This is a genomic window from Thalassobaculum litoreum DSM 18839, from assembly GCF_900102465.1.
Taxonomy (GTDB): domain Bacteria; phylum Pseudomonadota; class Alphaproteobacteria; order Thalassobaculales; family Thalassobaculaceae; genus Thalassobaculum; species Thalassobaculum litoreum.
Window position 1 is genome coordinate 385,392 of record NZ_FNBW01000002.1, and the last position, 12,764, is coordinate 398,155.

General features: G+C 66.6%; 11 protein-coding genes. 9 read left to right on the forward strand and 2 right to left on the reverse strand.

All coding sequences use genetic code 11. From position 1 onward, the window contains the following. The gene (locus BLS34_RS04985; RefSeq protein ID WP_093148602.1) at positions 1-486 is read right to left on the reverse strand and encodes a thioesterase family protein; all 486 of its coding nucleotides are present in this window, start codon (positions 484-486) and stop codon (positions 1-3) included. 48 nt (positions 487-534) lie between these two features. On the opposite strand from BLS34_RS04985, the gene BLS34_RS04990 reads away from it, so the two are divergent. From BLS34_RS04990 to BLS34_RS05005, 4 genes are all read left to right on the forward strand, one after another. Continuing rightward, the gene (locus tag BLS34_RS04990) at positions 535-1,467 is read left to right on the forward strand and encodes a hypothetical protein (protein WP_093148604.1); all 933 of its coding nucleotides are present in this window, start codon (positions 535-537) and stop codon (positions 1,465-1,467) included. A gap of 226 nt (positions 1,468-1,693) precedes the next feature. Beyond that, a complete protein-coding gene (locus BLS34_RS04995) occupies positions 1,694-3,382 on the forward strand; it encodes a tetratricopeptide repeat protein (protein WP_139189093.1) in 1,689 nt (562 codons plus the stop codon). A 244-nt stretch (positions 3,383-3,626) separates the two neighbouring features. After that, entirely contained in the window at positions 3,627-4,397 is a 771-nt protein-coding gene (locus BLS34_RS05000) for an MlaA family lipoprotein (protein WP_245565576.1), read from the forward strand. Between the two features lie 92 nt (positions 4,398-4,489). Continuing rightward, on the forward strand, positions 4,490-5,113 hold the full coding sequence (locus BLS34_RS05005; RefSeq protein WP_084618748.1) for an MlaC/ttg2D family ABC transporter substrate-binding protein: 624 nt from the start codon (positions 4,490-4,492) through the stop codon (positions 5,111-5,113). A gap of 267 nt (positions 5,114-5,380) precedes the next feature. On the opposite strand, the gene ettA is transcribed toward BLS34_RS05005, so the two are convergent. Beyond that, complete coding sequence (ettA, locus tag BLS34_RS05010) at positions 5,381-7,063, reverse strand: energy-dependent translational throttle protein EttA (protein WP_028793723.1); 1,683 nt, start codon at positions 7,061-7,063, stop codon at positions 5,381-5,383. A 237-nt stretch (positions 7,064-7,300) separates the two neighbouring features. Between ettA and BLS34_RS05015 the strand changes: the two genes are divergently transcribed. From BLS34_RS05015 to BLS34_RS05035, 5 genes are all read left to right on the forward strand, one after another. Continuing rightward, positions 7,301-8,902 (forward strand): ABC transporter substrate-binding protein, encoded by a 1,602-nt coding sequence (locus tag BLS34_RS05015; RefSeq protein WP_028793722.1) that lies wholly within the window; start codon positions 7,301-7,303, stop codon positions 8,900-8,902. A gap of 195 nt (positions 8,903-9,097) precedes the next feature. Beyond that, positions 9,098-9,484, forward strand: coding sequence for a hypothetical protein (locus BLS34_RS05020; RefSeq protein ID WP_028793721.1), 387 nt, complete (start codon positions 9,098-9,100; stop codon positions 9,482-9,484). A 128-nt stretch (positions 9,485-9,612) separates the two neighbouring features. Continuing rightward, on the forward strand, positions 9,613-10,827 hold the full coding sequence (locus BLS34_RS05025) for a BtaA family protein (protein ID WP_028793720.1): 1,215 nt from the start codon (positions 9,613-9,615) through the stop codon (positions 10,825-10,827). Positions 10,828-10,832: 5 nt separating this feature from the next. Continuing rightward, positions 10,833-11,525: a class I SAM-dependent methyltransferase gene (locus BLS34_RS05030; protein ID WP_093148606.1), complete on the forward strand. Its 693-nt coding sequence runs from the start codon at positions 10,833-10,835 to the stop codon at positions 11,523-11,525. A 243-nt stretch (positions 11,526-11,768) separates the two neighbouring features. Then, positions 11,769-12,743: a class I SAM-dependent DNA methyltransferase gene (locus tag BLS34_RS05035; RefSeq protein WP_093148608.1), complete on the forward strand. Its 975-nt coding sequence runs from the start codon at positions 11,769-11,771 to the stop codon at positions 12,741-12,743. Positions 12,744-12,764 lie beyond the last annotated feature (21 nt).

The window sequence follows — 12,764 nt, forward strand, 5'->3', positions numbered from 1 at the left end:
TCAGCCCTTGCGGCGGATGCCGATCTTGCGGCCGATACCGTCGAGCTCGCCCGCTGCCCGATGCTGGGCGTACAGCGCCTCGACCTTGGCCAGGGCCTCCGCCGGCATCGGCGCCGAGCGCTTGGCCGTCAGGTCCATATGCATGCACATCAGCTCGTTGGTCGCCGCCAGGAAGCCTTCCTCGGCATGGTACATGTGATGGATCAGGTGGAAGCGTTTGGCGTCGTGGTCGACGATCCGCGAGCGGAATGCCAGCGGCGCGCCCTCGCCCACCTCCCGGTCATAGGTCACATGCGCCTCGAGAACGAAGATCGACGCGTCCTTGGCCCGACGGTAGGATTCGCCGATCCCCAGATGAACGCACACTTCCTCGGTCGCGATATCGAACGCGACCAGGTAGTAGCCGACATTCATGTGGCCATTGTAGTCGATCCAATCCGGGCGCACCTTGGCCGCCCCCGAGTCGAACCATCCCGCGTCGTTCATGCCTTGCTCCAATAGTTCCGTTTCGAAGATCCGTCTGAGCGGCGGATCATGACCGCGCTTGCCTGGATGGGCAAACACGCGACGGCCCTGCTGGCCGCCGGCGTCTTCGTCGGCCTCGCCCTGCCGGACCTCGCCACGATGGCGCGGCCACTGCTGGTGCCTTCGATCGTCGTGATGCTGGTGTTCTCGCTGCTGCGCCTGCAGCCCGCCGCCATCGTCGAGGCCGCCCGGTCTCCCGGCCGGGTGCTGCCGGTGGTCGGATTCGTGCTGCTGGTGTCGCCGGCGATCGGCTGGGCCGGGGTCTCGGCGTTCGACCTGGAAGGCATGTTCGGCATCGGCGTGGCGGTCGCAGTCGTGGTGTGGACGGCCTCGCCGCCGCTGGTCTCGGTCACCGCGCTGGCGACGATCCTGCGCCTGGACGGTGCGCTGTCGCTGATGGTGATGACCTTGGGCGGGCTGCTGATGCCGCTGACCCTGCCGCCGCTGATCCTCGGTCTGATCGGGGTCGATCTGCATATCGGGGTGGGCGAGCTGATGCTGCGGCTGACCGGCATGCTGGCCCTGGCCGGCTGCATCGCCGCCGTGATCCGCGCGGTCGCCGGCCGCGCCCGCATCCAGCGCTATTCCGACGCCCTCGACGGCGCCTTCGTCCTGGTCATGCTGGTCTTCGCGGTGGCGGTCATGGACGGCGTGACCCAGGCGGCGATCGCCGACCCGGTCAAGGTCGCCGGGATGATCGCCCTGGTGTTCGCCGTCAGCCTCATCCTGCAGGGACTCGGCTTTCTGCTGTTCCTCCCGGCCGGACGCCGGACCGCGACGACGGTGGCGCTGATCGCGGGCAACCGGAACATGGCGATCGTGCTGGGCGCCGCGCCTGCGGCATTTCATCCGGACGCCTTCCTGTATCTGGCCGTCCTGCAGTTTCCGATCTATCTGCTGCCGGCCCTCCTGCGGCCGGTCTATCGCCGGCTTTCCACCTGACGGAATCGCGCCCTCGCGGGCGGCTTGCGGTTGGAGGGGACGGCAAAATCGGCGATACTGTTCACTCGTGACCCTGGCACGCATTTCCGGTTCCGACCGTGATCCCGCGTCAGCCCGGCGCAGGCGTTTCAGCAGCGACGACGCTCAACAACAGGGACATCGGACGGTGAGAGCTATCAACAGTGCCCGCAGACGCGGGAACCTGGGCGCTCTCCGTCGCCGATTGGTGCTGTTCGCGCTCACGCTGTTCGCGGCGGGCGTGAGCTACATCTTCACGATCGACAGCAACATCAACTTCCAGCACATGGCGGCGCTGACGGTCGGGTTGATCGGCTTGATCGTGATCGCCATCGACTGGTGGATCGGGCGCGACATCAAGCGCGCCGGCGGCGTTCAGGCGATGCGCTCCGGCGGCATGCTGTCCACCGGACCCGGCGCCTCCGCCGGCCGGCTCTGGGCCCAGGGCGAGGGGTTCCGGCTCAGCGGCCTCGCCGACGACGCCCGCAAGAACTTCAACGAGGCGTCCAATCTGTTCCGCGAGGTCAAGGACCGGGCCGGAGAGATCCTGGTCAAACTGAGCCAGGCGGATCTGGCCGCCGAGACCGGCGAATACGAGACCGCCGAAGGCCACTACAGAGCCGCCGAGACCGGCGCCAAGGACCTCAAGGACGTGCGCAGCGAGGGCCGGGCGCTTGTCGGCCTCGCCTCCATGAACCTGCAGCGGCGCAGCTACGAGGCCGCCCGTCAGCAGTTCGAGGACGCACGCCGGGCCTTCTCCGCCGATATCGACCGGTTCGGCGAGGCCGGTGCCCTCATGGGGTTGGGCGAGGCCTGCATAAGACTGTCGAAGAACGAGGAAGGCGGCAGCCATCTGGACCAGGCCCGATTCCTGTTCAGCCAGGTCGGGGACCGGATCGGCGAGGCCCACGCGCTCTATTCCCGAGGCGAAGTGTTCCGCCAGGAGCGCAACATGGCCGAGGCGCAGAACCGTTTCGAGCGCGCGCTCGCCCTGTACCGGCGCACCGGCGATTACGTGGGCGAAGGCATGGTGCGGCTCTGTCTCTCCGACGCCTACCGACGGATGCAGCGCGGCAACGACGCCCGCGAGACCGCCCTGGAAGCCTGCCTGCGCTTCAAACAGGCCGGCCGCCGCGTCGGCAACAGCGAGCTGATCGCCGGCCGGGGCGATACCCGGCGCGCCCGAATCCGCTTCGAATGGGCCCGCAGCAACGGCACCTCCGCGCGCAACCTGTTCGTGGAAACCGGCGAGCGGGACAACGAAAGCCGCATCATGATCGGCCTGGGCGAGATGGAGCGCATGGCCGGGAACCTGGAAGACGCCCGCAACCTGTTCGACCGGGTGATCGCCCAGTCGAAGAGTTCCAACGACCTTCTGATCCTCGCCGACGCCCAGAAGGGACGCGGGCATGTCGATATCGCCCGCGATCAGAAGCGGTCCGCCCGCGAGGTGCTGAAGGAAGCCTACGGCCACTACCAGAATGCCGGCGGCGCCCGCGACGCGGCCCAGGCGCTGATGGACATCGGCCAGTTGGACATGCTGATGGAGAACTTCGACCGGGCCCGGGTCGATTACGCCCAGGTGCGCGGCATGTACCACAAGCTCAACGACCCCCATGGCGAGGGCACGGCCGTGCGGGCGATCGGCGATCTTGAGGCCGCCCAGGGACGCCTTCAGCAGGCGCAGGAGGCCTATGCCGAGGCCCGCATCCTGTTCCAGAGCGTCGGCGACCGGCTGGCCGAGGCCGACGCCGCGCTGCAGATCGGGCTGCTGGCCGTCAACCGGGACAACGCCACCGCTGCGGCACTTTTGGTGCAGGCCGGGCGACTTTATCGAGCGGTGGGTGCAGTGGAATGGCAGCGCAAAGCGCACGGCCTTGCACGTCGAGTGAGGTAACCCACAAATACTTGCGGAAAACGCGACATTTCTGCAACACCCCCGCCTAAGCCTTGGCGCTGCCCTGCCGCAGACTGGCAAACGAAATCACCTTGTGATACTCGAATTGAACGTCGCTGGGAGCAGTCGCGTCGAGATCGACGGTGGCGACATTGGTTCGCTTGCAGTGTAAATAGGCGTGGATCTGAGCCGCGCGGATTGAAAGGGCTAGGCCTCGATGCGTCGGGTAACGTTTGGAACCTCATTGGCCCTGTTCTTGCTGGCCGGTTGCGCGTCGCAAGGTACCGTCGAGGACGGTGCCGTCTACGACCCGATCGAGCCAGCGAACCGTCTCGTCTTCGCGGTGAACGACGCCGTCGACACGGTGGTGCTGCAGCCGACCGCCTACGTCTACAAGGAAGTGGTTCCGGCGCCGATCCGCGAGGTCGTGCGCAACTTCCTCGACTGGCTGAGCTCTCCGGTCTACATCGCCAACAGCGCCCTGCAGGGCGATCTCGACGGCCTGAAGCACAACGCCGCCCGTTTCGTTGCCAACTCTCCGATGTTCGGCATGGTCGACAGTGCCACCGGGCTCGGCCTGGAGCGACGGCCGGAGGATTTCGGCCAGACGCTCGCCGTCTGGGGTGCGGAAGACGGCCCTTATATCGTTTTGCCGCTGTTCGGCCCCTCCAACCTGCGGGACACCGGCGGCCTCGTGGTCGATCACTTCATGGATCCGATCAACTATATCGGTGACGACGAAGACGCCCGCTTCCGCTTCCAGGTCGCGCGTCGGGTTGTGGGCGCGGTCGATTTCCGGGCGCAGAACTTCCAGCAGATCAACGACCTGAAGGCCACGTCGGTCGACTACTACGCCCGCGTCCGCACGATCTACAAGCAGCGCCGGGAGGCGTTGATCCGCAACAACACTCCTCCGCCGATGGCGGCAGCCGGCGGCTCGTCGTCCGGCGAGTTCGAGGAGTACCAGCCGTCCAATGCGCCGATCGAACAGAGCGGAAGCCGGTCGATCGATTGACGGCCCGGACCGGTCCTGCACCCGCAGCCAGCTCCGACCATTGCAGCACTGACGCCGTCACGCAAACTCGATTGACACGCGAGGATCGGTAAATGGGCAGTATTCTCCGGGCTTTGACCCTCATTGTTCTGATCGCCGGAGGTCTGACCGCCGGGCCGGCCGCCCCCGCCCGGGCGGCGTCGGATGCCGGCGCCTTCGTTGGAGAGTTCGCCGACAAGGCGATCGCCCTGGTGTCGGCGGACGTCAGCACGGCGGAGCGTCGCGACGCGTTCAGCAAGCTGGTGCGGGACTATTTCGACATGCCCGGCATCGGACGGTTCCTGCTGGGCCGCTACTGGCGCACCGCCACCGAAGCGGAGCAGGAGGCCTATCTGAAGGCCTTCACCGAGAACATGATCTACACCTATTCGCGCCGGTTCGACGAGTATGGCGGCCAGAAGCTGGTGATCGACGGCACCCGCGAGGACGGCCGGTTCGACGTCGTTTCCAGCCGCATCGTCTCCCCGAACAGCAACGAGGAATACCGGCTGGAGTGGCGGGTGATCGAGACCGAGGGCGGCAAGAAGATCGTCGACATCGTGATCGAAGGGGTGAGCATGAGCGTCACCCAGCGTCAGGAATACGCCTCGGTGATCCAGAACAACGGCGGCAAGGTCCAGGCGCTGATCGATGCGCTCAACCGCCAGATGGCCGGCCTGAGGTCGTCCGGAGGCTGACGCCTGTCCACTGCTGAAGCATCGAGAGCCGGTCCGGATCGCCCTGGGCCGGCTCTTTGCGTTTCAGGAGAGCGCGAGAAGCCGTCCCTCTTCCCACCACACACTCCCCGGATTCACTCCGGGGAGTGTGTGGTGGGGGAAGAGAGCGCCGGAGAGGGAGCGCTGGAAGGGAACCACGGGAACCGAACCGTCCATCCCCCGAAGCGAAACGGGCGGACCCGAAGGCCCGCCCGTTGAAGAAATCGGCTCCGATGAGCCCCGGCCGGATCAGGCGCGCACCACCGGCTTGTAGCGGATGCGGTGCGGCTGCAGGGAATCCTCGCCGAGGCGACGCTTCTTGTCGGCCTCGTAGGCCTCGAAGTTGCCCTCGAACCACTCCACGTGGCTGTCGCCCTCGAAGGCCAGGATGTGGGTGGCGACGCGGTCCAGGAACCAGCGATCGTGGCTGATCACCACCGCGCAGCCGGCGAATTCCAGCAGGCCCTCTTCCAACGCGCGCAGGGTATCGACGTCCAAATCGTTGGTCGGCTCGTCGAGCATCAGCACGTTGGCGCCGGACTTCAGCATCTTGGCGAGGTGCACGCGGTTGCGCTCACCGCCGGAGAGCTGACCGACCTTCTTCTGCTGGTCGCCGCCGCGGAAGTTGAACTGGCCGCAATAGGCGCGGCTCTGAATCTTGCGGCGGCCAAGGTCGATCTCGTCCAGTCCGTCGGAGATCTCCTCCCAGACCGTCTTGTTCGCATCCAGGCTGTCGCGGCTCTGGTCGACATAGCCGAGCTTCACCGTATCGCCGATCCGGATCACGCCGTCATCCGGCGTCTCCTGCTCGGTGATCATGCGGAACAGGGTGGTCTTGCCGGCGCCGTTCGGGCCGATCACGCCGACGATGCCGCCCGGCGGCAGCTTGAAGGTCAGGTCCTCGATCAGCAGCCGGTCGCCGAACGCCTTGCTCAGCCCCTCGGCCTCGATCACCACGTCGCCAAGGCGGGGGCCGGCCGGGATGACGATCTGGGCGGTATCGGGCGCCTTCTCCTTGCTCTGGGCCAGCAGCTCCTCATAGGCCTGCACGCGCGCCTTGGACTTCGCCTGGCGGGCCTTCGCCCCCTGCTGGATCCACTCCAGCTCGTTGCTGAGGGTGCGCATCCGCGCCACTTCCTGGCGACCCTCCTGCTCCAGCCGCTTCTGCTTCTGCTTCAGCCAGCCGGAATAGTTGCCCTCGTAGGGAATGCCGCGGCCGCGGTCGAGCTCCAGGATCCAGCCCGCCACCTCGTCCAGGAAGTAGCGATCGTGGGTCACGGTGACGACGGTGCCGGCATAGTCGGCGAGCATGCGCTGCAGCCAGGCGACGGACTCGGCGTCCAGGTGGTTGGTCGGCTCATCGAGCAGCAGCATGTCGGGCTGCGACAGCAGCAGGCGGGCCAGGGCCACGCGGCGGCGCTCACCGCCCGACAGCTTGCTCACGTCCGCGTCGCCCGGCGGGCAGCGCAGGGCGTCCATGGCGATATTGACCTTGCGCTCCAGGTCCCAGGCGTCGGCCGCGTCGATCTGCTCCTGCAACTCGGCCTGTTCGGCCAGCAGGGCGGTCATCTCGTCGTCGGTCATTTCCTCGGCGAAGCGGGCGCTGACCTCGTTGAAGCGGTCGACCAGTTCCTTGATCGGCCCGAGCCCGCGCATCACGTTGCCCTGGACGTCCGTGTCGGTGTCGAGCTGCGGCTCCTGCGACAGGTAGCCGACCTTCACCCCATCGGCGGCCCAGGCCTCGCCATTATATTCGGTGTCCACGCCGGCCATGATTTTCAGCAGGGTCGACTTACCGGCGCCGTTGACGCCGAGCACGCCGATCTTGGCGCCGGGCAGGAAGGACAGACGGATGTCCTTCAGCACCTCGCGCCCTCCAGGATAGACCTTGGAGAGCCCGTTCATGACATAGATGTACTGGTAGGAGGCCATGCGGCACGATCCTTTGACGGCGAAGATGTGTGAACGGGGCGGTTCTAGCCCATAGGCCGGGGGTGCGGCAATGCGGGTGTGGGGCCGCGCGGGTTGCCGCGGCGCGGACGCCCGAAACCGGACCGATCCCGGTACCCGAATATGCAGACATCCGCTTGAATAGGTGACATTCTCTCCATACGGTAGGTTCGCTGGTTATGATCGACCATTAAGCAGGGGATGGAGGAGAAAACCACTATGAAGTCTAAACGCGGAATCGCCCAATACCTGATCGCTGGACTGGGGGCCGGGGCTATGCTCCTGACGGCCTCATTCGCCGAGGCCAAGACATTCAAATGGGCCTTCCAGGGTGACGCCCAGTCCCTTGATCCCTACTCGCTGAACGAAACTTTCACCCTCAGCCTGCTCGGCAACGTATACGAGGGCCTGATCCGGCGCTCCTCGTCGCTGGAAATTCAGCCGGGGCTGGCCGAGAGCTGGGAGATCCTGGAGCCGACCAAGTGGCGCTTCCACCTGCGCCAGGGCGTGAAGTTCCAGAACGGCAACGATTTCAACGCTGACGACGTGTTGTTCTCGGCCGAGCGCGTGCGCAAGGACGGCTCGGACCTGAAGACCCGCCTTGCCGGCGTGACCGACATCATCAAGGTCGACGACTACACCGTCGATTTCGTCACCGAGGCCCCGAACCCGATCCTCCACTACGAGTGGGCGACCTGGTACATCATGGACAAGGAATGGGCCGAGGCGAATGGCGCCGAGGCTCCGACCGACGTCACCGGCGGCACCGAGAACTACGCCACCCGGAACGCCAACGGCACCGGGCCGTTCATGATCCAGTCGCGCGAGACCGACGTTAAAACCGTCCTGGTCCCTCACGAGGGCTGGTGGGATGCGGCGAACAAGCAGCACAACCTGACCGAGGTCATCTTCACCCCGATCGGTTCGGACGCGACCCGCGTCGCGGCTCTGCTCTCCGGTGAGATCGACATGATGTATCCGGTCCCGGTGCAGGACATGGAGCGCATCGAGAGCGACCCCAACGCCGAGGTCCTGGCCGGTCCCGAGCTGCGGACGATTTTCCTGGGCATGGACCAGGAGCGCGACGAGCTTCTGTACTCCAACATCAAGGGCAAGAACCCGTTCAAGGACGCCCGCGTCCGCGAGGCGTTCTACCGCGCGATCGACGTCGAGCTGATCCAGAAGAAGGTGATGCGCGGCCTGTCGACCCCGTCGGCCCTGATGATCTCGCCGTTCCTGTTCACCCATTCGGACGAGTTCACCCGGCTGGAGCCGGATGCCGAGATGGCCAAGAAGCTGCTGGCCGACGCCGGCTATCCGGACGGCTTCGAAGTCACCATGGACTGCCCGAACAACCGCTACGTCAACGACGAGGCGATCTGTCAGGCGGTCGTGGCGATGCTGGCCCGGGCCAATGTGAAGGTGAACCTGCTGGCCCAGCCGAAGGCCCAGTACTTCGCCAAGATCCTGGCGCCGAAGCGCGACACCAGCTTCTATCTGCTGGGCTGGACTCCGGGCTCGTTCGACAGCTGGAACGTGATGTACAACATCATCGCCACGCCGGACGAGAGCGGCCGCGGCAAGTTCAACATCGGCGGCTACTCCAACGCCCGCTTCGACGAGCTGACCGATATGGTCCTGTCGGAGACGGATGCGGAGAAGCGCGATGCGATGATCCGCGAAGCCTTCACCATCCTGCACAACGAGCGGGGCTACATCCCGCTGCACCAGCAGGGTCTGGCCTGGGGCAAGCGCGCCAACGTGTCCCTGGAGCAGCGGGCCGACAACCAGTTCGACATGCGGTACGTCTCGATCGACTGATCGCGGCCGCACGTCCCACACCTTCCGCACCGACGTCTCACTTCGAGATGTCGGTGCGGTCGTTTTCACGCTACCCCCTCGAAGCATTCAGAAACCGCCGTCACCCCGCCATTTTTCAGACGGCGTTATGGGGACGTTAACCGTCGGTCCCCTACAGCTTTGCTCGACTGCCCGCTTCCCGACGAAGGCCCTCCCATGCCCTCTGAGTTCCGGTTCATCGTCTTCACGCCGCACGAGGCGGCGCAGGCCCTGGTGAAGTTCTGCCAGAAGAGCGGCCGCAAGCTGCCGATCGGAACCGTCGTCGGAGCGGACCCGGTCGGCGGGGTGGCCGGCGAGGCGCCCCCGACCGGCCTGCTGCGTCTGCTGCCGGACTCCGGCGTGGAGATCAAGGTCAAGTTCGAGCCCCAGGAAGTCGTCGGCGCCCTGCTCCTCTTCGCCCTCGACCGCAAGATCCCGATGCCGCGGGACAGCGAGAAGGTGCTGGAGTCGATCCGCAATCGATTCGCGCTCAGAATAGGGTACTATCCCCTCGAAGGCGGCGCTGCCGGGAAGCCCGAGACCGCGAAAGCGCCCGGCAAATAGCCTGAAAACGGCCGTGTTCCGTGGTGAATGGCGGCAGGCGTGAAGATTTGATGAAATCGCCATTCGATCGGACGCTGTGAACCCGTGTCTCGGCTAGTGTGTGCCGTCGATCCCTGGAGGCGTGAGAGATGAAAAAGAACCCCCTGCTGTCGGACGCCGTGACCCCCCACCGCCGCTTCACCAAGCGGGGCGTGCTCGATCGTGCCTTCATCGTGATGTTCCACGGCCTGGTGTATCCGCAGATCTGGGAGGATCCGGAGGTCGACCTTAAGGCCCTGCGCCTGACGCCGGAGAGCCGGATTCTGACGATCGCGTCCGGCGGCTGCAACGTTCTGAACTATCTGACCGAGAGCCCGGAGCGGGTGACCGCCGTCGATCTCAATCCGCACCACATCGCGCTGTGCCACCTGAAGATCGCCGCGCTCAAGCACCTGCCGAGCTACGAGTCGTTCTTCCGGCTGTTCGGCCATGCCGACGAGAAGGGCAACGTGCGCGCCTTCCACAAGCATGTGCGCGATCATCTCGACCCCGAGACCCATGCCTACTGGATGCGCCGCGGCCTGACCGGCCGGCGGATCAACCTGTTCGCCCGCAACATCTACAAGCACGGGGTGCTCGGCCGGTTCATCGGCCTGCTGCATCTGGTCGCCCGGCTGAGCGGCAAGAACCCCAAACGGCTGCTGACCGCGCGCAATCTGGCGGAGCAGCGCTGGCTGTTCGAGACGCTGATCGAGCCGATCTTCGAGACGGCGGTCATGAAAGCCATCTGCCGCCTGCCGGTGAGCTATTTCGGCCTCGGCATCCCGCCGGCACAGTTCCAGGAGCTGTCCGCCTCCTCCGGCGGCAACATGGCCGGGCTGATGCGCTCCCGGCTGGAACGGCTGGCCTGCGACTTCCCGTTCACCGACAACTACTTCGCCTGGCAGGCCTTCGGCCGCGGCTACGACAAGGTCGACCGCATCGCCGTGCCGCGCTACCTGCAGGAGCATCACTACGACGAGTTGCAGACCAAGCTCGACCGGGTGGAGTTCAAGCAGACGTCGGTGACCTCCTACCTGGAGACCCAGCCGGATCAGTCGCTGGACCGCTACGTGCTGCTCGACGCCCAGGACTGGATGACGACGGAGCAGCTCAACGAGCTGTGGGGCGAGATCCTGCGCACCGCCAAGCCGGGGACCCGGGTGATCTTCCGCACCGCCGGCGAGGACAGCATCCTGCCGGGCCGCATCCCCAACGAGATGCTCGACCGCTTCCAGTACCACGAGGCCGAGAGCAAGCTGCACACTGCCGCCGACCGCTCGTCGATCTATGGCGGCTTCCACCTGTACACGCTCAAGGACTGACCAGCATGGCGGACGATGTCCGCGGCCAGGACGGGACCGGCGGCGATACCAGTGTCGTCCATCGCAAGATGGACGACATGTACCGCCTGCAGCGCCATATCTATGACCTGAGCCGCGCCTATTATCTCCTGGGTCGCGACCAGCTCATCGCCGAGCTGGACCTGAACCCGGGCGAGACGGTGTGCGAGATCGGCTGCGGCACCGGGCGCAACCTGGTGCTGATGGCCCGGCGATACCCGCAGGCCCGGCTGATGGGCCTGGACGCGTCGACCGAGATGCTGCGCTCCGCCCGGGCCAAGGCAGACCGCGCCGGGCTCGCCGGCCGCCTGCCGCTGGTGCACGGCTTCGCCGAGCAGTTCGACCCGGCCGCCGCCTTCGGGCTGGCCGAGCCGCTGGACCGGATCGTGTTCTCCTATTCCCTGTCGATGATCCCGCCCTGGCGGGAGTCGATCGAGCACGCCCTGCGCTCGCTGAAGCCGGGAGGCCGTGTCCATATCGTCGATTTCGGCGACCAGGCCGGCCTGCCCGGCTGGTTCCGGGGTATGCTGTTCCGGTGGCTCGACCTGTTCGGCGTGCATGTGCGCCCGGAGCTGCTCGGCTATCTGCGCGAGCTGAAGGCGTCCGGGCGGGCCGAGGTCGATATCCGGCCGATCTTCCGCGGCTACGCCTTCCGCGCCGATCTGCGCCGCCTGCCCTGATCGGCCCTACCGCCGGCGCTCCAATCGGATCGCCGCCACGGCCGACAGCAGCCCCGCGAATGACGCCGCGAGCATCAATGCCGGGCGTCGCCCCGACCCATGCGCCTGAGCGGATCCGAATACGCAGCAAAGGCCCTATCCGCCGGGGGCGCTTGGGAGTAAACGTTTCGTCATCTCAGGCTTTTCGGAGGGTCGGGCAGCCCAGGCGCGTAGACCGCGCGCGCAGGTACCGTCGCTCACATCATGACATCCAGGGATCCCAGGGCCGACCGTCGCGTCGGCTATGCGCGCATGCTGATCGACCAGGGCGACCTGGCCGGCGCGCTGTCGCTGCTCGACCAGACGCGGGAACTGGCGCCGGACTGGGTCGATCTGATCGTCCTGACCGGCGAGACCCAGGCCAGGCTGGGCCTGCGGGACGAGGCGGTGGCCAGCTTCCGGCGCTATCTCGGCCTCAGCGATGCGGACCGCCATGGGGCGATGCTCCATCTCGCCCTGCTCGGCGCAGCCCCGGCGCCGGACATGACGCAGACGCCCTATGTCCGGGCGCTGTTCGACGACTTCTCCGACCGGTTCGATCGCTCGCTGCTGCAGGATCTCGCCTATCGGGGGCCGGCCCTGGCGGCCGAGCTGATCGGCACCGGCGGGCCGGACGGCCTGGGCAGCGTGCTGGATCTCGGCTGCGGCACCGGTCTGGTCGGCGAACGCCTGCGCGTGCACTGCGCCTGGCTCGACGGCATCGACCTGTCGGACGGCATGCTGGAGAAGGCGCGGGCGAAGAAAATCTATGACGGCCTGTACCAGGGCGACGTCGCCGCCTTCCTGTTCGACCCGCCGCGGCTCTACGACTGGATCGTCGCCGTCGATGTGCTGAACTATGTGGGCGCGCTGGATCAGGTCATGACCGGTCTCGGCCTGGCCCTGCGTTCCGGTGGCCGTGCCGTCTTCACCGTGGAGGCGCTGGACACGTCCGGCGCGGCCGAGCGCGAGGTGATGCGCCTGCTGCCGACCCTGCGCTACGGCCATTCGGCCGAGTACGTGCGGGCGATGGCGGCGGCGGCCCGGCTGACCGTGCTCGACCAGCGCACCGAGGTCCTGCGCCTGGAGGCAGGCAAGCCGCTGTCGGCGCATGTCTTCACCGTGCAGCGTCCGGCCGACGGCGCGGTCGTGGCGGCCGGGTCGGGCGAGCTGGATCCGGAGCCCAGGATCAGCTCCTGACCGTACGTCCCCGCGGTCTCG